This window comes from Pseudochryseolinea flava (genome assembly GCF_003286915.1).
Lineage (GTDB): Bacteria > Bacteroidota > Bacteroidia > Cytophagales > Cyclobacteriaceae > Ohtaekwangia > Ohtaekwangia flava.
In genome coordinates, this window is the sequence record NZ_QMFY01000002.1 from 227,909 (window position 1) to 250,188 (window position 22,280).

19 protein-coding genes are annotated in these 22,280 nt (G+C 43.3%); 9 read left to right on the plus strand and 10 right to left on the minus strand.

Annotated elements, in window-relative coordinates:
• The first annotated feature begins 45 nt into the window (after positions 1-45).
• The gene (locus DQQ10_RS06255; protein ID WP_112745971.1) at positions 46-963 is read left to right on the plus strand and encodes a helix-turn-helix domain-containing protein; all 918 of its coding nucleotides are present in this window, start codon (positions 46-48) and stop codon (positions 961-963) included.
• Here DQQ10_RS06255 and DQQ10_RS06260 read toward each other — a convergent pair whose 3' ends face one another.
• On the minus strand, positions 964-2,487 hold the full coding sequence (locus DQQ10_RS06260; protein ID WP_221409682.1) for a PQQ-dependent sugar dehydrogenase: 1,524 nt from the start codon (positions 2,485-2,487) through the stop codon (positions 964-966). It abuts the gene before it with no gap.
• Positions 2,488-2,588: 101 nt separating this feature from the next.
• Positions 2,589-3,647: a helix-turn-helix domain-containing protein gene (locus tag DQQ10_RS06265; protein WP_112745973.1), complete on the minus strand. Its 1,059-nt coding sequence runs from the start codon at positions 3,645-3,647 to the stop codon at positions 2,589-2,591.
• A gap of 181 nt (positions 3,648-3,828) precedes the next feature.
• Between DQQ10_RS06265 and DQQ10_RS06270 the strand changes: the two genes are divergently transcribed.
• Positions 3,829-4,713: a PAS domain S-box protein gene (locus DQQ10_RS06270; protein WP_112745974.1), complete on the plus strand. Its 885-nt coding sequence runs from the start codon at positions 3,829-3,831 to the stop codon at positions 4,711-4,713.
• 179 nt (positions 4,714-4,892) lie between these two features.
• Here DQQ10_RS06270 and DQQ10_RS06275 read toward each other — a convergent pair whose 3' ends face one another.
• From DQQ10_RS06275 to DQQ10_RS06285, 3 genes are read right to left on the minus strand one after another with little or no spacing between them, the layout of a single operon-like run.
• Entirely contained in the window at positions 4,893-5,747 is an 855-nt protein-coding gene (locus DQQ10_RS06275; RefSeq protein WP_112745975.1) for a hypothetical protein, read from the minus strand.
• 30 nt (positions 5,748-5,777) lie between these two features.
• Positions 5,778-7,514, minus strand: coding sequence for a RagB/SusD family nutrient uptake outer membrane protein (locus tag DQQ10_RS06280; RefSeq protein ID WP_221409683.1), 1,737 nt, complete (start codon positions 7,512-7,514; stop codon positions 5,778-5,780).
• Positions 7,515-7,526: 12 nt separating this feature from the next.
• Positions 7,527-10,769: a SusC/RagA family TonB-linked outer membrane protein gene (locus DQQ10_RS06285; protein WP_112745976.1), complete on the minus strand. Its 3,243-nt coding sequence runs from the start codon at positions 10,767-10,769 to the stop codon at positions 7,527-7,529.
• Positions 10,770-11,238: 469 nt separating this feature from the next.
• On the opposite strand from DQQ10_RS06285, the gene DQQ10_RS06290 reads away from it, so the two are divergent.
• Positions 11,239-13,317, plus strand: a complete 2,079-nt coding sequence (locus DQQ10_RS06290) for a helix-turn-helix domain-containing protein (protein WP_112745977.1) — start codon at positions 11,239-11,241, stop codon at positions 13,315-13,317.
• A 140-nt stretch (positions 13,318-13,457) separates the two neighbouring features.
• On the opposite strand, the gene DQQ10_RS06295 is transcribed toward DQQ10_RS06290, so the two are convergent.
• The 3 genes from DQQ10_RS06295 to DQQ10_RS06305 are packed head-to-tail and all read right to left on the minus strand — an operon-like array spanning position 13,458 to position 17,237.
• Positions 13,458-15,398, minus strand: a complete 1,941-nt coding sequence (locus DQQ10_RS06295; protein WP_112745978.1) for a KUP/HAK/KT family potassium transporter — start codon at positions 15,396-15,398, stop codon at positions 13,458-13,460.
• A gap of 23 nt (positions 15,399-15,421) precedes the next feature.
• Positions 15,422-16,105 carry a response regulator gene (locus DQQ10_RS06300; protein WP_112745979.1) on the minus strand — a complete coding sequence of 228 codons (684 nt, stop codon included), beginning with the start codon at positions 16,103-16,105 and terminating at the stop codon, positions 15,422-15,424.
• The gene (locus DQQ10_RS06305) at positions 16,098-17,237 is read right to left on the minus strand and encodes a sensor histidine kinase (protein WP_245970305.1); all 1,140 of its coding nucleotides are present in this window, start codon (positions 17,235-17,237) and stop codon (positions 16,098-16,100) included. Before DQQ10_RS06305 ends, DQQ10_RS06300 begins: the two co-directional genes overlap by 8 nt.
• Before the next feature lie 210 nt (positions 17,238-17,447).
• Between DQQ10_RS06305 and DQQ10_RS06310 the strand changes: the two genes are divergently transcribed.
• From DQQ10_RS06310 to DQQ10_RS06320, 3 genes are all read left to right on the plus strand, one after another.
• Positions 17,448-18,173 carry a putative quinol monooxygenase gene (locus DQQ10_RS06310; RefSeq protein ID WP_112745981.1) on the plus strand — a complete coding sequence of 242 codons (726 nt, stop codon included), beginning with the start codon at positions 17,448-17,450 and terminating at the stop codon, positions 18,171-18,173.
• Between the two features lie 2 nt (positions 18,174-18,175).
• Entirely contained in the window at positions 18,176-18,946 is a 771-nt protein-coding gene (locus DQQ10_RS06315; protein WP_112745982.1) for an SDR family NAD(P)-dependent oxidoreductase, read from the plus strand.
• Between the two features lie 64 nt (positions 18,947-19,010).
• Complete coding sequence (locus tag DQQ10_RS06320; protein ID WP_112745983.1) at positions 19,011-19,406, plus strand: DUF983 domain-containing protein; 396 nt, start codon at positions 19,011-19,013, stop codon at positions 19,404-19,406.
• Between the two features lie 15 nt (positions 19,407-19,421).
• On the opposite strand, the gene DQQ10_RS06325 is transcribed toward DQQ10_RS06320, so the two are convergent.
• The gene (locus DQQ10_RS06325; protein ID WP_133259555.1) at positions 19,422-19,871 is read right to left on the minus strand and encodes a hypothetical protein; all 450 of its coding nucleotides are present in this window, start codon (positions 19,869-19,871) and stop codon (positions 19,422-19,424) included.
• A 167-nt stretch (positions 19,872-20,038) separates the two neighbouring features.
• Here DQQ10_RS06325 and DQQ10_RS27715 point away from each other — a divergent pair, with 167 nt between their 5' ends.
• The 3 genes from DQQ10_RS27715 to DQQ10_RS06340 all read left to right on the plus strand — a co-directional run bounded on the left by DQQ10_RS27715 (position 20,039) and on the right by DQQ10_RS06340 (position 21,151).
• Positions 20,039-20,173, plus strand: a complete 135-nt coding sequence (locus DQQ10_RS27715) for a DUF3606 domain-containing protein (RefSeq protein ID WP_133259556.1) — start codon at positions 20,039-20,041, stop codon at positions 20,171-20,173.
• Positions 20,174-20,199: 26 nt separating this feature from the next.
• Entirely contained in the window at positions 20,200-20,442 is a 243-nt protein-coding gene (locus DQQ10_RS06330) for a hypothetical protein (protein WP_112745985.1), read from the plus strand.
• Between the two features lie 286 nt (positions 20,443-20,728).
• The gene (locus DQQ10_RS06340; RefSeq protein ID WP_112745987.1) at positions 20,729-21,151 is read left to right on the plus strand and encodes a DUF421 domain-containing protein; all 423 of its coding nucleotides are present in this window, start codon (positions 20,729-20,731) and stop codon (positions 21,149-21,151) included.
• A gap of 36 nt (positions 21,152-21,187) precedes the next feature.
• Here the strand turns inward: DQQ10_RS06340 and DQQ10_RS06345 are convergent, their stop codons facing one another.
• A complete protein-coding gene (locus DQQ10_RS06345; RefSeq protein ID WP_112745988.1) occupies positions 21,188-22,171 on the minus strand; it encodes an MBL fold metallo-hydrolase in 984 nt (327 codons plus the stop codon).
• Between the last annotated feature and the right edge of the window lie 109 nt (positions 22,172-22,280).

Below are 22,280 nucleotides of genomic sequence, written 5' to 3' on the forward strand. Positions count from 1 at the left end.
AGACAACCGGTGATTGTGGATCACCGGTTTTATAACATTTCTAACATGAATAGAGACGAGAAAAATATATTACGCTTTGATACGCTAACCGAGGCGCATCGTGCATTTGGATTAACACCGCCAAAACATCCATTGATTAGTGTTATTAAAGCTGCGCCGTCTTGGTCGGAACTCAATTTGCCACAAGGCCATGTGCTAGGATTTTATAAAATCTCTTACAAACCTAAACTCGGCGGTAAACTTAAATACGGACAAGGATACTATGACTTCGACGAAGGCGGTTTGCTTTTCGCGCAACCAGGGCAAATCATTGGTGTCTCCGAACATGAGGGCGCAGTATGTTCTGAATACACCCTGTTGATTCATCCTGACTTTTTTTTAGGATATACGCTCGCGAAGAAAATCACACAATATGGATTTTTTTCATATGCTACCAATGAAGCGTTGCACCTCTCCGATCAAGAACGCGACACCATCATTTCTATTTTCAAAATTATGGAAGATGAACTTAACACGCGGCTGGATGACTTCAGTCACGACGTTGTGATCTCTCAGATCGAGCTACTGCTTACCTACGCCAATCGATTTTACAAACGCCAATTTATTACGCGGAAAGTTGTACATCACGACTTACTCCAAAAGCTCGAAGACCTTTTACGCGACTACTTCAACAATGAAAATAGTTCCAGTAAAGGCATTCCGACAGTTCAGTATCTTGCTGACAGTTTAAACTTATCGCCAAGCTACTTGAGTGATATGTTGCGTACACTTACCGGACAAAATGCGCAGCAACATATACATGACAAGCTCATCGAGAAAGCAAAAGAAAAACTTTCAACGACAACGCTTTCGATAAGCGAGGTGGCGTATGCCCTTGGCTTTGAACATCCACAATCGTTTAGCAAGCTATTCAAAATGAAAACGAACCGATCGCCTATCGAATTTAGAAGATCTTTTAATTAATCATCCATTCCTATTTTTGATTCGGATCAACAAACCATTCATTTCATCGGTCAAAACATAGAGCTTTCCATCGGGAGATTGAACTACTTTCCTTAATCGCTTCCTATCGTCAACAAACAATTCTTCGGCACTTTTAATCTTATCGCCATCAACAGTTAGTCTCCAAAAACTTCCGCGCGACAACCCGCACACCAGTAAGCTATTTTTCCAAGAAGAAAATTCTTCTCCGGTATAAAACAACAATCCTGTAGGTGCTACGGTGTGTAGCCACGACCACACTGGCTCTGTGAGTACATCATTAGTCGATGGCGGTACATAGTCTGCATAACGGTATTTTCCGGTAGTCTTCAACGGCCATCCATAGTTCGCACCCGCCGATAAGATATTAATCTCGTCGCCTTGATGTGTTCCATGTTCACTAAACCAAATGCTTTTTGTCGCAGGATTCAAAATCATCCCTTGCGCTGCACGGATACCGATCGCATATAAACCGGCCACGGCATCTTTACCAAAGTCAGGGTTATCGTTCGGTATGGTTCCATCAGAATTGATACGGTATATCTTTCCACGTCGGTCTTTCACATTTTGAGCAATCGGTAAAGCGGGTTCACTCTTCTCCGAAAAAATGCGTTCACCTAGTATAAAGTAAAGTTTACCGTCGCCGCCGAAAGCCATCCCCCCACCGTAGTGTACACGTTCAAAAGTATGCGGTGCTCCGATGAAAAGCGTCTGGATCTTAGTCAACGTATTGTTATCGAGTGTCGCGCGAATAATTTTTGTCGCCATGCCCTTTTCGTTCTTCGCAGCGTATGACAGATACACCCATTTGTTTTTATTGAAGTCCGGATCCAACAAAATTTCAAACTTGCCAGTGTTATCGCCAGGATGAAAGAACGCAATGCTGTCGGCCATATCAGATGGAAACCCACCAATTTTGATACGCTCTTTCGTGCGCAGATTAGCTTTGATCAAATCTCCCTCCTTCTCAGTAATGAGCACCTCCTCCTCAGACAAGAACACGATACTCCATGGGCGCTTTAGTTGATCGAGAATGATTTCTTTTTCGGGTGAAGCCGACTTCTCAAAAATCTTGTTCGGGGAATAGGTAGAAACCTTATCGACAATGTACCAGTGCTCACCGTCCTTCATTACATTGAAATAGTCTGTGAACTTGCCGTTTACTGTGATCAATTCAACTTTAGAACTACCAACATTTCCGGTAACATCGAGATTGACTATGTGTGTGATCAAATCTTTGTTCCTTACATGTACTTTATGAAGATTAAGGTAGGCAGCACGCGCCATAGACGTGAACTTGCCTTCGCGAAAAAATTTCAACTCACAAGTGGAATGCATAGCCTTGGCCAGTTTAGCGGTGTCGCCCGTGGCCCAACCATCGAAGTAAAGGTGAATCACTGATTCGATCGCCATCCTTTCGGAGACTGGCAAGGATTGACTGTGAAGATGTTTGCCACTACAAAACAAAATCGGCACAAGGGCCGCCATAATTCTAAAAGACATCATTTGCGGAATGGATTAATTCTGCAAATATTCTCTGGAAAATGATGCTAATGGTTTCGTTTTCGCAATCCTGTAGTACGGTTTTATAATCTTGCACTACCAAATCACACCGTAAGATTCGTTTTTTGCCGCACGTACATCGCCGGTGTAGTCCCCATCTGCTTCTTAAAAGCAGAGAAAAATGTCGACTTCGAATTAAACCCAACGTCATCGCCAATAGCTTCTATCGTGATGTTATCATTCGTCGCCAACAATTTACAGGCCTCACGAATTCTATATTCATTGACGTACGTGGTGAAACTCTTTCCTACGGTATCATTCAAAAGCTGCGACAATTGATGCGCCGGCACATTGATCTCAACAGCTAAATCGTGAAGCTTAAGGTTCGCATTCTTGAAAACGGCTTTCTCTTCCATCACGCGCTCAAGTCTGAGTAACATGAATTGGGCGTCCTCTGCTTTGATTTTCTTGTTGGCATATTTCGCGGATTTTGATGAAGCGACATCATCTCCCTGGCGTTTACGCAACAAAATAAATCCACCAGCATAGACCACAACTGAAAAAATAACTGCGCTGCTGATGTACACTGCGCCTGAATGACCTAATAATGCCGTAAGGTAGCACGTGAAAATAATGACGTTTACGAGCAACGCCACCATCGGCCACTTTTCAGATAAATTCCACTGCTTAGATATAATGGCATCACGGATAGTATTCTTCAACGTCACTACTGACATCACCAAAAAAATTCCCCACTGGGCATAAATGATCTTTACCAGATATTGATTCCATACATCCGGACGCTGTTGATATGGAAACACTAAACCAACTGCTAGAATGGAAAGTGCGATCAACGAGATCGTCCATATCCACGATCGCGGAACGTTTTTGACTCGCTTCACCTCAGCTTTGATGTAAAAAAATAACGACGGCCCAATAAACCAACAAGCAGAGAGACCGACTTGCAAATAGATCAGCAGCAGACTCGTGTCAAAATAATACAGCACAGATTTCCCGATTCGCAGACTAAGGGAAATAAAAAGCGCCCCCAAGAAATAATTGGAAAGTTTCTTGGTCCTCGGAAAGAACAAAAAGTAAATCCCCAATACGATACCATTGAATGCCCCTAAGCAACTGATAAAAAACAACACTTTGTTACCCATGTCTACCTGTTGATAAATTCACTAAACTATTTTGCTTTACAAAACTCGACCACAATCCTTTGTCTACCGGAGAAACCAGGTATTTTACAGTTCGCTTCCGAAGTAAGAATTGAAGGCATTCTCATTTTTTAGTTGTCTAAACTCTTAGTAACCTTATAGTCTCTGCCTAAACTAAAGCGCTATGAATCAGGAACCAAGCAGTCCCTTTGTAACAAAAGTATTGTTACGGCTATCGATCGGATCTGTGCGTTTGGTCATTGCCCTGTTCACCGTTACGTCGGCGATCACCAAGCTTCTCTACAACCAGTTTCTCCCAACGATGAAGGATTTCGATGCCATTCGATGGACCATCATCATCCTTGGTGTTGTCCTTTTTATAGCGACCTTTTTCCATTTCAAGCGCAGGGTCATCGTCTCGTACTTTTCACTATTCCTTTATTTGTCTACGTTGTTGTACGTGATCGCGTTTGTTACGGTTAACCATTTCGATCCAAATGCCGTCGTGCTTTTAATTCTTGTCTACGGCGCAAGTTCGGTGATCATCAATAGCCTGTTTTATTATGGTGTGCAGAGCGCTATTACCATACTTGCTTGTATCGTCGCCTATTCGAGTTTGGGGGCCGGTGAGAAAAACATTATTGGGTTCTTAAATCTCTTGCTTGGCATCGGTGTATTTGGTGTCGTTATGACGATCAGATTGAAACTTATTTCGGATATTAAAAACTCCTACGCTAACCTGGAAAAACTCAATGTCCTCTCCATCGTGGCCAACAAATCCGGCGATATTGTCTTCGTAAGTCCTTCTGTAAAATCTTTGCTTGGATATGCTCCCCATGATTTAATGCGAGACGGTTGGTGGCTCACAAAAAATCTCCATGAAGGCTGGATCAGTCGTGAATATATTCTCGATTATCCCAACATCATTCCGAAGGAAATCGAGTCGATGGAAAGTTGTCTTATTGCAAAAGATGGCAGGAAACTTTGGTTCAGCTGGGTGAACTCCATGTTGCCTAATGGCAATTACATGGGTGTTGCGTTGGATATCACGAAGTACAAACAAGGCTGATTTTATCTCGCCCTTCGATATGGAACGAATCTTACAAGGACTTCGCCTGCCAGAACACATGGGCGTTAAGATACAATTCGGCAAATTTGTTTGATTGATGAACAACGATATGATGGCAATAAAAAACCCATCTCAAAATTGCTTTTGAGATGGGCTTCATATTTGACTATGACCAGATCTTAATCCTCTTCAGGAACAAATATCCAAGTCCAACCTGAAGTACAGCTAGCATCAGGAATATAGAGTACCAATCTTTCGGCAGTCAATTCAACAATTGTGAATTGTGCAAATGAGCCCAGTGATTTCGCACATCCGTTCACATCAGCCGTTCCATCAGCGCCGAGAATATTGATTCCCCCGCCGATATTAAACTTCGTGAAATCTCCATTAAAGCTAAACGTACCTGTGGCAGTAGGCTCTGCGTTGTCGGCATCAGTATAGTAGGAGTAGTTTGCGCCGCCATCTAAATCAAAAACCATTTTACCTGCTTGATCACTTGGCGCGCAACATTCGGAAGCATTCCACCATACACCGAACGGGTTTCCACCGTTAGCTGGGTTAGGCGACATATACCACCAGTTGGCGCTACCTCTATCGAACACCCAAGACTTACCTTGTAATTGAGCCCCTACGAGATCATAATAATCTGCTGGTAATTCCTGATCAAGCTCTTCGATGGTTACCTGAATCGTTTTGCTTACCACCTCACGGTCACTTGGATTACCACCTTTAATTAAGGGTGTTGTTACATGATAAGTAAAAGTATGCGTACCGGGAATCGGGAAAATTACTTTCACTTCGTCAGTGAACTTTTTATCGATCAGATAATCCCAGTATCCGATCACACCAGGTGTGTTCATCTTCAGGGTCAATCCATTTCCTTTTCCGTTCGCCGTCTGAATTACTTCCAGCTGAATATCATCGGCTTCATAAGTATTCTTTAGCTTATCCCTATCTTCGATTGGTTCGCAAGCGCCAATGAAAATCATGGCTCCCGCTACAATAAGCGTCGTTATATTTCTTATAGCTTTCATATCTGTTACTTTTTTAAAGTTTAGCCCATCTTACCAGCCCGGGTTCTGTTTATATACACCATTCGAAAGTCTGATTTCAGATTCAGGTATTGAAACCAGTCCTTTCGTAGCCGCCGGATAGTTAATTTTATAGGAGGCTGGTACGCCTGAATTACGCACCGCAACCGTATTATCGTAGAAGTTTTTAGCTGGATCATCTACATCTCCCCAACGTACGAGGTCAAACCAGCGTAACCCTTCAAATGCAAATTCATGAAGGCGCTCTTGTTTTAGTGCATCCAGTGAATACACAACATCATCCAAGCCAGCTCTATTTCTTACTTGATTCATGTATTGAGCATCTTCGGTAAGCTCTGAAAGCATCAATAGCACATCTGCGAATCTCATATAATAGAAATCCTGAGCGTGTCTGAGCTGCATGTCTGTGTCTGTCCAGCCATATATATAATTGAACAAACCTTTCATGTCTGGCCCAACAGTGTACTGAAGGTGCATGTATTTTTTATTGAAGAGACCAGTTTCGTTGTCACCTTTATCCTGCACATAGCCAGCGGTACCTTCTTCAGCAACGTTTGTTCTCAGAACCGAACCGAGTTTTCTTTCGTCATCATCATTCCATTGTTCGAAGAAATCTGGGTGAACAGTACCCCATCCCCATCCTTCGCCAAATGGCTGAAGCGAAGAGTTACCACGAAGACCGAAGAACAGGGATGCCCTGTTTGTCGTTCTTTGGCCTTTTACCCACTGCCAGTTACCGAACGTATATCGGAGAGAAAACATTACTTCTTTGTTTCCTGAGCCCACTGTACTGTTGAAGCCGTCTTGACCAGCCCACTGCAATCCTTCATCAGCAGCCCAAGGATATTTTTCCGTGCCTGCGCTTGTATTGACGTAGCTGTAGGGCCACAGATTACGGAAGTCGCTCTGTAATTCATAACCGCTGTTGTTTACGCAGTCAGTCAATTCATCGATTACATTTTGCTTCGTTAGGGAACCTCCTGTAGGAAGTGGCAATTCTGATGTAGACTGTCCTTCGATGTTCGTCATATAACCTGTATAGAACAGATAAACGCGCGCTAGGTAGGCCTGTGCAACCCAGTGATTAGTATGACCGAACTCTGATTCTGGGATAGATGCAGGGTCGATTTCAGGAAGGAGCTCAATAGCTTGCTTGATATCAGCAGCGATTTGCCCGAACGTCTCAGTAAAGGAGGCACGTGGCGTAGTCGTCGGCGTTGATGTAGTAATCATCAAAGGCATGCCGCCGAAAAACTTCGCACCGCGGAATAACAAAAAGCCACGCATAAAGTACATTTCACCCAAAACTTGGTTTTTGTAAGCAGCTTCGTCCTCTGCGTTAGCAAAATCCTCGGAGAGATCAGTTTCTGCCAGTCTTTCGATGATATTATTCGCACGGAACATACCTCTATACGTCTCCTTCCAAAGATCACCGTAAGTATCGTCGTTTGGATCAACGAAGTTATCCACGTTCTTCGCACCCTGGTCGTCAGGACCACCACCGCCGAGCATTACATCATCGAGCAACGATGCTGAAATATGCTCTTCACCAAACACGTTACCACCGGCCAAATACAGCGTATAGTAGACGCCACCAAGTGCTGCATCGTAATCGGCCTTCGTTTTGTAAAATGTATCGGTACTTGACCCGAAACGATTCGTCATATCAATGTAAGAGTCGTCGCAGCCAGCCATCGCCAAAAGCGACAGGGCTAATACTATAAATCTTATGCTTTTCATTGTTTTCATTGTTCAAACTTTTTAGAAAGTAAGGTTAACACCAAGCATTACAGTGCGTGGGAGCGGATAGAGACCAAGGTCAATTCCTGACGCCCAAGCTGCTTCTCCTCCGTATGCCACTTCAGGATCCATTCCATCATATTTCGTAAAAGTGTGAAGGTTATTAACGGTCATATAAACTTGCGCTCCTGAGAAGAACCCTACTTTTTTAGCAATTGCGCCAAAGTCATATCCCACAGTAAGATTGTTGATCCTTACAAAATCACCATCGTACATGTAGATATCGGATATGTACTGTTGGTTTCGGTGAGATGTTGCACTCAAACGTGGAATGCGGCTAGACGTTCCTTCACCATGCCAACGACCAAAGATTTCGGTAGTATAGTTTTGCTCAAATTGATCAGCGAACGATCTGTATGAACGCATGATCTGATGTCCGAATTTACCGGCGAAGGTAACATTCGCATAGACACCCTTCCACGACGCGTTAAGCTGTAAACCAAGTTCAAAATCGGGTATCGCGTTCCCTAGGAAAACCTTATCAGATTCGTCGATACGACCATCGTTGTTCTGGTCAACAAAACGGACGTCACCAGGACGAAGACCGTTATTGTCATCAAATTGCATTGGATCTCCTTCTGGCCCTACATAAGCATCTACTTCCGCTTGATTTTGAAGAATTCCCGCAGTTTCAAAGCCATAGAAGTAGCCTATTGGCTTACCTACCTGGACACGCGATACAAACGCTGTTCCTTGTGACAAAACGTTCGCGGGTCCGTTATAGGTTTTTTCCGCATTCGACAATTCCACTACTTCGTTTCTCGTAGTCGCACCGCTCAGGGTTACACCATATTGCACATCGCCTACCTTGTCTTTCCAAGCAAATGCGAATTCAACACCTGTGTTTTTCACTTCACCCCCGTTGATCCATGGCGCATCAGCTCCAGCAGTACCCAGGGCGGGTGCTTGAACCAACCAATCTTTCGTCAATTTTTGGTACCAATCTAATGTCACCGATAATCTTGAATTCAAGAAGGCAGCATCCAATCCTATGTCAAACTGTTCTGAAGTCTCCCAGCCAATATTCGGATTCGGGGTATTCTTCGGAATATAAGTCGTCGCTGAGCTGAGTTTGTTAGAACCGAAGTAGTAACCTTGAGCTACTGGTTCAATGTTCGTCTGGTAACTGAAAGGAACGCCAACATCTTCATTGCCGTTCTGTCCCCAACTCACACGTAGCTTACCATAATCGAAGATGTTATCAAGACTAGACATAAATTCTTCTTCCATAAAATTCCAACCTCCTGACACCGCGAAGAAGTTACCGTATTTCTTATCACCATAAAAATTCCCTGAACCGTCGCGTCGGGCTGTGAAATCCAACATATAACGTTCTTGGTAGTTGTAAGAGAGCCTTCCGAAGTATGAGAATATACCGCCTCCATTGGCCGCACCATCTCTACCCCACACGCTAAGATCTGATATAGAAGTCGCAGGAGCAGTGTTGTCCAAATATCCATAATCAGGATTGCTATATAATGGCTTCAGTCTGCTTCCACCAACATTGAATCCCAAGATATTTTTGATCTGCTCGTTACCAATCATCGCCTGCAAGTTATGGTCACCAAAACTTCTTCCGTACGATACCGTTGTTGTCCATGTTGAAGCAGCACCCTGGTAAGCGCTTTGTCCTACAGAGACCGCTGATTCGGGTCTATTGTATTGCGAGCTTAATCCATAGGCCGGCGCAAAAGAGCGACTATGTCCGAACCATGAATTAATACCGTACGAAGATCTAATTTTTAAACCTTTGATCGGCTCCAATTCAGCATAACCATTACCTATCAGATTGTTTCCCTTGCCCCAATTGAAATTATGTCTATAAAACATTGTGGCAATAGGATTCGCTTGTCCAAGATTGACGCCTTCTAATGTCGGTGCAAACTTGTATTCACTAGGAGAAAACTCATAGTATGCCGGCATCAAGGGATTAATTACTAAACCATCATGCAAGTCATTCCAATAGATAGTTCCGGTGCCTGTGCCGCGTACTTGAGAATTTGTAAGCGTAAAGTTTTCACCAATCTTTAAGATCTTACGACCGCCTATTTCCCAAAGCTTGATTTCAGTATTAATACGTGCTGTAAGCCTTTTCATACCGGCATCGATAATATCACCACCGATCATACCAGTTTGATCAATATAGGAGAAACCTGCACCATATGTAAAGTCCTCTGTTGCACCTGTGATGTTAAAGGCGTGGCTTGAAACAGGCGCATTCTTCTGCGTGATTTCGTCAACCCAGTCAGTGCCTTTCCAGCCACTTTGGAGCTTATCCCAAACGTATTGACCATATTGTGTGCCAAGGCCAGTTTGTTGGTTATTCAACCAAGTATTGTTCTTGATCTCTGCTTCCCAGTTTGTAGGCGTAAGTCCGTCGTTTGTACGTCCTTCGTCCATAATGAACATGTACTCCTGTGCATTCAGCGTAGGGGGCTTCTTATAGATATTCTGAACACCCACATAGCCATTATAACTAATCTGTGTTTTTGACCCCTGCTTGCCTCTACGGGTGGTAACAAGCACTACACCGTTTGCGCCACGCGCTCCGTAGATCGCAGCTGAAGCTGCGTCCTTAAGCACGTCAATAGATTCGATGTCCGATGGCGCTAGGTAATTGATATCGTAGCCAACAGGCACGCCGTCAACAATGTAAAGTGGGTTAGAATTACCAATGGTACCAATACCACGGATCCGCACTTTTGTACCGGCACCTGGCTGTCCACTATTTCTTTGGATACTTACACCTGGCGTGATACCTTGAAGCGCTTCCATCGCACTACTTGTATTAAGTGCTTGGAGTTGTGCACCATCTTGGTGGATGTTTGCGCCGGTGAGGAGCGCTTTCTTCTGCTCACCATATCCAATTACAACAACTTCGTCGAGTGACGTGATATCCGGGGTCATATCGACATCAACAACAGTACGCGAGCCAACGGTTACTTCTTTCGCCAAATATCCGATAAAACTGAAAACAAGCACAGAGTTATCGTTTACGCCTCCTAACGAGTAAGCCCCATCTCCATCTGATACAGTACCAGTTGAAGTTCCTTTGACTAACACGTTTACACCGGGCAAAGGCTGCCCGCTTTCATCGACAATTTTACCGGACACTGTTCGGTCCTGGGCCATCGCCATCGATGAGCAAAACCACAGCAGTAAAGCTGCGGAACTCAATTTTTTGTAGAGTTCTTTCATCATCATTCTTGGGTTTATTGTTTTGGTTTATTAGTGCGTACCGAACATTATTATGCACGAAACGCAAACGGAAGGTAAAAATTTTGCAAATCCGTTCAGCTATTTCCCCAATAAAACTTATCGCAATCGTTAACACAATCGTTTGTGATTGCGTTTGCGATGGCGTTTGTCGAGAACTTTTTCGCTAACCTGAATTTTCCGGTCGCCGCTCGGTTACCTTTTTTCGTAATCCTTTGAATTCAAGCGGCGTTCACGCCCACACATTTTTTAATCGTATCAACAACGATTATTTGAGCTTGTCCAATACGCGCGTTGACCGCTAGGTTTAATGTACACTTTCAAAATTTAAGATTTGCTACACCGAATAATCGTCGGCGCTAAACAAATTAGCTGCCAGCCCCACACCATAGAAAAGGTCCCAGAAAGATTTAGCTTTACCAGACGTTAACTCACGCGTATAAAGCCTTTCCCCGGTATGTCCGATTCGCCATCCAGCGATAGCCAATTCATCGCTCAGCTTAAAACAATCATTCAAAGTAACATTGCCAATGACTCATTCGGTGTCTCCGAATTGTCAGACATCATGAACATGAGCCGATCCAATTTGCTTCGAAAAGTGAAGAAAGAAACGTCACTCTCGGTAAGTCAATTCATCAGCCAGGTACGCTTGAGAAAGGCACATGAGATTTTACTACAGTCGCCATTGAACGTTTCTGAAGTGGCCACTCAGGTTGGATTCAATAGCCCGTCCTATTTCATCAAATGCTTTCGGGAATATTATGGCTATCCCCCGGGTGAAGTAAGTCAGCACGCCAATGAACAACCGCAACCAAATACCCTTCAAAAACAAAAGAGAAACCTTCCCCTACTGGTAAAAGCGATTGGCGCTACAATTTTACTCATCAGCAGCACTGCCGGGTACCTATACTTCTTCCCAGTAAAATCATTCCCTCAAGAAAAATCCATCGTAGTCTTACCTTTCAAAAATGAGAGTACCGACTCCGCAAATACTTACCTCGTCAACGGCCTGATGGAGTCGACATTAAATAAACTACAACTGATCAATGAGCTGAATGTGCTGAGTAGAACGACAGCAGAAAAATATAGAAACACGTTGATGTCTATACCTGAAATGGCAGCGGCGTTGAACGCACAATATTTTATTGAGGGAAGCGGTCAAAAAATCGGCGATCGAATCGTCCTAAACATCCAATTGATTGAAGGCTCAACAGATAAGAACCTTTGGGCTAAACAATATAGACGGGAAGCGAAAGACATCTTTCAACTCCAACAGGAAATCGCCAAAGATATTGCCGATGAAATCGAAGTTGTTATTTCGCCGGAGGCAGCGGAAAGTATGGATAAAGTACCGACGCGCGATTTAGCCGCCTATGATCTGTATTTAAAAGGAAGAGAATTGTTTCACCACTCGGGAACGCGAAATCTTAACGACGCAATTCCGTATTTCACGAAGGCAATTGAAAAGGATAACGAATTTTCGCTCGCCTACGCTAACCTTGTGATGATTTATTATTACCTCGATCTTTTTGCGTTCGAAAAAAAATACAGCAGTCAAATATCCCAATTCGCCGACAAGGCCATGTTGTATGATGCCAAGTCGGCAGAAAGTCTCATTGCAAAAGCATTATCATTTGCCGTTGAAAAGGATTTCAAATCAGCGACACTGTTCTTCGAACGTGCACTCACCTACAATAAAAATCATACGTTGGCGATCCACTTCCTGACAGAATTCCATAGTCTACACGTACATAACGCACGCAAGTATCTGAAGTATGCAATCCTCGGCGCGACCATCGACATCCATGCGTTAGATTCGATCGCGACAAGCACCAAGTATTTTCACCTCGCTAACGGCCTACTGCAAAACGGTTTCATCGATGACGCGCAACGCTACATGGAAGCTTCGCTCGCCTTCGACCCTAATAATTTCTTCGCCTGCTACGTAAATGCCTATGTACGCTTCGCGCAAACCCATGACTTTAAAGACGCTCAAGCTTTACTCAAGCAAGAAGTAAAGAAAAAACCGATGCGCTTCGACATCATTCAAGAGCTCGCCAAAGTAACTTTCTATCTTCACGACTATAAGGAAGCATACACCCATTACGAAAAATTCCTTCAATTAAGCACGCTATTTAAAATGGAAGTTTTTCAATCCGAAGAATTGAAGATCGCCTTTACATTAAACAAGCTAGGACGTCACGATGAGGCAATTCCGCATTTAAAAAACTATAAAGCGTTTGCAGAAAAAGATCAATCGATGTATCGCAGCCTTTACCTTGCGGCCTACCACGCCTATCAACATGAAAATAAAGCAGCACTGGACTACCTAAAACAATTTGCTACAGAAGACAGTTATCCATATTGGATTTTATTCCTGGACAACGATCCGATTTTTGAGAACGTCAAGCATCTTCCCGCTTTCAAGGATATCATGAACACCGTTCGCCATAAATTTCAAGACACACATGACGAATGGGCATTTATCTTTGATCGATCGCCACTTCCTGTGATCAGCACAGATGCACCGCGATAATGATTTCATTTTCGGCAATCGTTAATACGGTTATCATCATCAGAAAGTAAATTTTTGGTAAACGAAAAATACACATCTGATAGATGTAATAATAAAAAAACAGCCGCGCAAAAATACGCGACTGCTTAAAGTGCTTTTAGTTAATTCGAATGTCGTTTCAAGTAAAGCATGTGCGCTTGATTATGCACCAGCGGAATATATTCAACCACAACGTCGCTCTTATCCAATCCAAACGCTTTCTCATCGTTTAGACTTATAGATTTCAATGCAAAGTAACTGTTGAGTATGACACTTTCTCTCAAAGAAAAGTCATTTTCCACCGATATAAACTTTTCAATAACCACGAACTTAAAATCTGGCTCTGGATTATATTTCGTTGACCCATCGGGACGGATGTGAAGGTTCAATTCTTTATTCTCTACTAGTTGTTGTACTATCCTTTTAAAGAACATCTCAGATTTGGGGTGAATGCGAAATCCGACGTAAATATTCACCTTGATAATTTTATCATCGACAAGTTCCGAAACATTATAGTGAAGTGAATACGGTTCATCGGTGCGCTCGATATGTAAAAACCAATAAACATCAGCTCGCTTGGGCTTTTTCGAGAATATCGATTGAATAATTTTCTCTTCAACCTGCTCCCTATGATTTGCCTTCGTCAAGAAAATGAGGTGCGTCGAAAACTTAGGAATACTGTCATCGTTGCTCAAATCACGAATGAGTGAAGCATATTTTCCAAGCGCGACAAACTTAACAAATCGATTATTAATTTTCCGCGCGTAGTACCAAACATACATCACTGCAAAAATGATCACTTCAAAAAATAAAAACATCCACCGTTCTTTAATCTTGACCACATTGGTGACAAAGAATGATAATTCGATAATTCCAAAAACTAGCGCAAATAAGATCACCCATACGACATTCCATTTTAACCGGTAAATCATAAAATAGCATAACAAAATTGTGGTCATCATCATTGCGACGGTAATGGAAAATCCGTACGCGGCCTCCATGTGCGTTGAATTTTTGAAATACAATATCATTAACACACACCCAAGCCATAGAATGATATTGATACTTGGAATATAAATCTGTCCCTTCAAGTTTGTGGGCTGACGAACCGCTACCCGTGGCCAGAAATTTAGACTCATTGCTTCGCTAATCAACGTGTACGATCCACTGATTAACGCTTGAGACGCGATGATGGCTGCCCCCGTCGCGATGACAATTCCCGTTAGCAAAAACCATTGGGGCATCATTTCGAAAAATGGATTTCGCCCATCTAAAAATTGTTTTCCTTGGTGCATTAACCACGCTCCTTGTCCCATGTAATTTGTCATTAACGCAACTTTCACGAATACCCAAGTTATCCTGATATTTTTTCGACCGCAGTGACCGAGGTCAGAGTACAGGGCTTCCGCTCCAGTAGTCGCCAGGAACACCGCGCCCAACAACCAAAATCCGTGCGGATAGTTCGCCAACAACGCATATGCATATTTCGGATTCAGTGCTCTAAGTACGTCTGGAAAGAGAACGATTTGGCTCACACCGATCACCAATAGCATGGAAAACCACACCAGCATAACAGGACCGAAAGTAATACCCACAGCAGCTGTGCCAAATCGTTGAAAGAAAAACAACGCTGATAAAATCACTATCACAATGGGCACTGTTGGAAGTCCCGGAAAAACTAACTCCAATCCTTCTACAGCAGATGCGACAGAAATCGGCGGCGTAATAATTCCGTCTGCCAACAAAGTTGTAGCGCCAAGAATGGTAGGAATAATCAAACGCTTTCCGAATCTCCGAACAAGCGCGTAAAGTGAAAAAATTCCACCCTCACCTTCATTATCAGCGGTGAGTGTAATGATGATATACTTGACAGTCGTTTGCAATGCGAGTGTCCAAAAAATACAGGATATCCCACCAAGCACCAATGCTTCCGAGATGGGCCTATCACCGACAATTGCTTTTAACACATACAGTGGACTCGTACCAATATCGCCATAGATGATGCCAAGGGCTACGAGCAAAGAGGCAATAGTGATCCTGCTCGAATGATTATTCGATTTCATTTGAAATAAAATTGTTTATTAGTTTAGCTTCCTACGAATCTGTACCCAACACCAGACTCGGTGAGAATATATGCGGGTTTGTTCGCATCTTTCTCAATCTTCTTTCTAAGCTGTGCCACAAATACGCGTAGATATTGAGACTCATTGATGTAAGATGGTCCCCACACTTTTTGCAGCAAATATTGATGCGTGAGCACCTTACCTTCGTTGCTGGCCAACAAAATCAAGAGTGAATATTCCGTTGTGGTGAGTTTGACTAATTGACCGCTTCTTTTCACGGTACGCTGTGCAAAATCAATTTGAAGATCATTAAAACTCACGACGTGATTGTGATCATCCACAGCATTTTTTCTCATGGCAGCTCTAATGCGCGCCAACAACTCTCCCGTTCGAAAAGGTTTCACGAGATAATCGCTGGCGCCACGGTCTAACGCGAGCACGATTTCGCTTTCACTATCTTGAACGGAGAGAATAATAATGGGATTGCTATACCACTCTCGTAGATGCACGAGTACGTCTTGACCATTTTGGTCAGGCAACCCTAAATCTAACAAAATGAGATCAGGCGGATGATTGGCAACTTGCGCCAACGCGTCTTTACCGCTCTGAGCCTCGACAATGTTATATCCGTTGGACTGAAGTGTAATGGTCAGCATCCTTCTGATCTGCACTTCATCATCGACGATAAGAATTGTTCCTTTATTCATTTTTTAATCCGCTTAAATATGAAAGCTCGGTTGGAATATGAATTGTAAACTTTGCACCACAAACTGGTAGATTCTCTAATGTGATCGTACCACCATGAGCTTCCACAAAGCCTCTCGCGATAGAAAGTCCTAAACCAGTTCCTCCCGGCTTTGCATCTTTTAACCGATAAAATTTATCAAAGACCTTATCCATTTCATCTTGCGGAAATCCTGGACCATTATCGGCTACGATCATTACTAGCTGATCATTTTCAACCGCTGCTTGAATTGTGATCTTTGAATCTACCGGTGTATGATTGGCGGCATTGCTGATCAAATTAAAAAGCACATGCTCCATGATCCCGAAATCTAATTTTACTAGCGGTAGGGTTTCAGGAATAAAAACCGCGACTTTAAAATATTGCAATGGTATCTCAAGTTGCCCAATGGTTTTATACACCAAATCGTGAACATCGCACCAATCCTTTTTTAGTTGTAAAAATCCAGACTCAAGGCGCGACATACTCAATAAATTTTCAACCTGTTGATTGAGGCGCAAACCCGCGATCGAAATCTCACCAATGAGTTCTTGTTTATCTTTTTCGGTCAACTGCGTGTTCGCTGCCTGCAGGTTATCGGCCGCGCCTACAATTGTTGTTATGGGTGTCCGAAGCTCATGTGACAGCGAGTTGAATAAAGTGTTATAGAATTTCACGGCATCTGCCCTCGCTTCCTTTCGCCGTATCACTTTCTGCATCTCTCGGATCTTGTACGTTGCCACACCGTTAATAAGTGCGATAACAAAATACATCACAAATAACAAACGATCTTCTGCATCACCGACAGCGAGCGTAAATCGCGGCGGTATAAAAAGAAAATTCCAAAGGAGTGCGCTTAGTGATGCCGCAAGAAGAACGGGAACGATATCAAGAAAGATTGCCAACACAGACACAGCAAGCATCAACACCAACGCTATCACACGATATCCAACATAATCTTGAACCAAAAAGCCAATTCCAAGAAACAATACAATCGTGCCAATACTCACAAAATACTGAGTCCTACGATTGGGACGATGAAACAGGTATACTTTCAGTGCTCGATGGTCCATGGCTTCCCTTTGATGACGAAGCAAAGGTAGTTGTCGCTTCATAAAGAAAGTATCAAAGCATGGCCAGTACGCATAAAGATTTTATAAAGAATTGAGCGCTCATCAAAGAACATCCATGCAAACGTTGTATAACTTCATGAGCGGTTAAGGAAACTTATCGACGCATCGCCGTTGAATTACAGGAGGTGATTCCTAAATTTGTTAACTACCACTTGCCGACTATTGTTCTGTCACGCGCAAAACCAAAGGAATATGTTGCATCAATACCGATCACCACACAACGTCATTGTTTTCATTGCATTTCTAATATTAAATAATGTGATGTTACGCGCCCAGGATAGCCAAGATCTCGTGCGCCTAGCCTCCGTTAAGGTTGATAGCCTGCAGATCAATGAGTATAATCAGTTCTTAATGGAAGAAATTGAAGCCTCAATTCGCCTAGAAGCTGGTGTTATTACTTTATACGCCGTGGCCTCGAAAGAAAGCCCCAAGTTCGTTACCCTATTTGAAACATACGCAGACTCAATGCAATACAAAGCGCATCTCACGACGCCACATTTCCAAAAATATAAACAAGGCACAGCAACAATGGTAAAACATCTTGCGCTCATGGTGGCTAAGCCAATTATCTATGTTCGAAAGGATGCGCTTTCGAATGCACCTAGCCAAGATCTATTTCTTAAACTCGTTGAAATTGAAATTAAAGAGAAAGGGATCGATGATTTTTTAATGCTATCAAAGAACACCGTGCTCCCAGGCATTCGGAGTGAGCCCGGGCTACTGATGATGTACGCAATTTCCCTGAAGACAACGCCAACGCGTGTGTATGTTTTAGAAGTATACGCCAACGAAGATGCATATAAACGTCATCTCATAAGTAGTCATTTTTTGGAATTCAAAAGAAAATCAAAGAGAATCATCAAGCGCCTGAAGATGACGAACGTCACGCCGATCTTACTTGGATCAAAACCACAATAAATATGGCGAGAATATTCATAACAGGATCAGCAGACGGTCTTGGTCAAATGTCGGCACAACTTTTAATAACGCAAGGGCATGAAGTAGTACTTCACGCGCGGCATGCGCAACGCGCAAGAGAGGCTGAGGAGAGAATTGTAGGCGCAGTCGATGTACTCGTCGGCGATCTGTCGAACCTCGAACAAACAAAAGAATTAGCCCGAAAAGCAAACACGCTCGGAACATTTGACGCCGTGATTCATAATGCTGGCGTTTATCAAACAACGGCGGAACAAATTTTCTCCGTGAATACATTGGCACCGTACATTCTCACAAGTTTGATGTACACACCCAAGCGTTTAGTTTACCTAACATCCGGAATGCACCTTCAAGGGAGAGCAACCTTGTCGAGCTTAAAAAAAGATGACATCAAGCGCCTCACGTATTCGGATTCGAAGTTACATGTGATGATGCTTACAAAAGCCGTAGCCAGAAAATGGCCAGCCGTGTTTGCGAACGCTGTAGATCCGGGATGGGTGCCAACAAAAATGGGCGGACGTAATGCTCCAGATGATTTACAGAAAGGATATGAAACGCAATCATGGTTAGCAAGTAGCGATGATGCAACCGTAAAAGTTAGCGGTCAATATTTTCATCATCAACAAGCGCGCGTCTACAACGCGGCCGCCGACAGCGTCGAACTTCAGGAACAGCTATTGTCTACATTGGCGGATATTACTGGTGTGCCCCCGCTCGCAGCGCCGACATTTTATAATCATAATTTGTACCATTAAATCACTATTCTGTCCTGCACTCTTTTTTTACGGGTTGCGTTAATTTACAAAAACAACGTACGATATGAAAAACAGATCAGCTATTTCCGGCATATTGCAAATGAGATGTCCCCAATGCCGTGAGGGGAAGATGTTTCCTGCGAACACACTTTATACGACGCAATTCATGAAAATGAACGATCGATGCGCGTGTTGCGAGCAACCGTTTACGCCTGAACCAGGCTACTACTTTGGCGCCATGTTCGTAAGCTATGCGCTCAATGCCGCATTCTTTATCATCGTTTGGTTAGGCATGTATTTGCTCATGGACAACATTACTGTTACCGATATGATTATTGCGTTATTGATTGTCGTTCTCGGATTACTACCGATAACATTCAGACTTTCACGTGTGCTATGGATATACATTTTCGTTCGATATGACGAGCGCGAAAACTACAAGCACGAACTAAACTCCTAGGGTTTATTCAACATTTCATCGACGACCATCTAATAACTTATAGGCTACAGCAGCGGTAATTCCAAAAACGGCGTGGGCGGCGATTAGATGCAAGTAATATCTTGTATAGTCAATTTTCGGAGGATTGGGATGCACGTTAAAAACTGTTTTCCAGACGGCGGCGCCCGCAATACCGCTTGCACTGCCAATCAATGTTCCGTTCATCATTGAAGGTGACATCTCTGTATTTTTCCACACTTCACTATAAGCTGCCGTAAACAAAAGTCCGACCCCGTAGTGCAACGTCCATCCTGCAACTTCTGCTTTTGAATCGGTTGTCTGCGGGGCCACCCGCTTTAACAAATCTCTCAATAGCGCTGGCTCTCTGAACTGTTTGTTTTTCTTTTCCGATACAGCATAACTAAAAGCTGTCATCGCCGATGTCGCTGCAACACTCGTCAGCACTATTTTAAAAAAGTTATTCATGACGTTTTTTTTGTGTTTCGTCAAAAAGAAAATGCCAATGCATATCATTACTCCGGCATTTCGTCCATGGCCGAGGATAAAGTTCCTCAACGTAATCTGAGAACACCTCACTATGGATTGTGTCTACTATGGCACACGTTTCGTGCCTTCTGAAAAAATTCAACACTATGGCAAAGCAAGCGCAATCTAAACGCGGTCCGAAAGATCGGAACTACGTGAACAAAGAGCAGCAGCACGAAGTAAAGTACGAATCCAAACGGAAGACACCGGCAAAAAAATTTGGTAGCTCAAAGAGTAAATAAACGAGCCTCCGCAATTACCGAAACACATGCATCAATGTAGGAGACGTGAGAAGATCGAAAAGGTTAGCACGTCGTTAGAACTCGATGAACATATCGAGATGCAGAAGCGCGGATGGCGTGTGCAAGCTATCGGCATGATGCTCGTATTGACGCTCGTCGTGTTAGCTTCAATCGGTATGTTTGGCAACGGAATGATTAGCAAAGAAAATATTCGCATGAACGGTGTGATATTGAATATCAACGGTTCTACCGCTTCGAATCCCGCATGACGCTCACCATTGATATTGCGCAGACAACAGGGGGATCAACAATATCCTTCCCCAATGCGTATTTAAAGTTTTTTAAAATTGAATCCACAAACCCGACACCGATAACGAGTAGTTTTTCCAATGGCAGTGTCGCGTTCCAATTTAACGGAAAGGGTCCCGTAACCATTCAGTTTTATGTTATACCCCTCGAAATAGGTCGAACAGAAAGTGAAATTTATGTGAATAACGATCGCTTCATATTGAAACAATTTATCTTTCTTTGATATGAATCCAGTTGTGAGAGGTCTTGCAGTATATCATTTTCCGCATACTGGGAAAACGAAGCCTTGCAGAGATCACCACTTTCGACTTTGTATTATTGTTGATCATTAGCGAAGCCACAACAGACGCTTTGATTGGTGAAGACTACTCGCTCATATGGTGCTTCGTTATGGTAGGAACGTTGGTTGGTATCGACTATATTCTTTCGTTGTTAAAAGAAAAGTCTAAATGGTTCCAAGTTGTAAGCGAGGGCGCGCCGCTGGTGATTGTAGAAAAGGGTCGGCCTTTGGTGAAGCGAATGCAAAAATCGAAAGTAGATGAAGAGGACGTGCTCGAAGCTGCGCGCGTCACGCATGGGCTGGAGCGTATGGAACAGGTCAAATACGCAGTACTTGAACGTGACGGCAGTATCTCGATTATTCCTTCGGAAAAAAACGCTAATAAATAAAAAAGGAACCAGTAACCTGGTTCCAGATAAATCCCCTCAGCGAAGTCCGTTTACGCGAATAGGAAGCAGCGCGAGTCGCTTCTTTTTCTTTACCTGCCAATACGCTAATGCACCCACCGCTATGCAAACAGCCGTAACGGTAAGAATTTTCGCTAGCGACGGTGTCGTTGCTAAAGCCGGTGGAACATACACCACACCCCTATTATTTGTAACGGCAGGTTGATTCACGTAGCGACCTTGTTTAGGAACCGCTACATCGTCAAACTTGCTTAACAGTTGTTGTAATGTATTTGTAAGATGCTCACCTTCCATTGGATGACCATGGCCTGAAGCAACGATATTAGGATTCAACCCGGCAATTTTCATAACCGACATTTTCGCAGAGGCCCAATTGCAAGTCATATATTTGGGAGGCCCTGATAACTTTTCTTTATAGGAAAGTGCATCGATCGCCGACTCGGCCTGAGTTGTAACAATAGCATCACCGGCGATTAGGAGTTTGTCGCGTTCCCTGAACAAGCTAATATGTCCAGGGGAATGACCTGGCGTGTCAATCACAAGCCACTCTTCAAGCCCAGGTATTCGTCCACTAATCGGGATGGGACGAAGATTTTCTTTGATGTCGATCGGGCCTGTTGGATACATCCAAGACATGGTGGTCATCATGCCACCACCCGCTGTTGGGTCTGCCGGCGGATAAGAAGCCTCACCAGAGAGATACGGAATTTCCATTTCATGCGCATATACTGGAACATTCCATTCGCTTAACAACGCTTTCAATGCTCCCACATGATCAAAATGCCCATGTGTCAAAATGATACCAGCAGGTTTACTTCCAGCGCCGAATAGTTTCCTTGCCGTCATCCGGATTCTTGATGCTGACCACTTCAATCCTGCATCGACCAAAAACCAGGCATCGGACTCACCAGACTTTATAAAATAGTAGTTCACAAAAACATCCTTTTTTCCCCACACACCATCAGCGATGGGCTGCTTTTCTCCTAACTGTATATTATTCATAAGTCCCTAATTTTTGATATCGTAATTATCAGCTTTACTTGACACGCAAACTGAAAACTCGATGCCAGTGCACATATTGGAGAGCAAACACACGAGCACGCTCATGCAT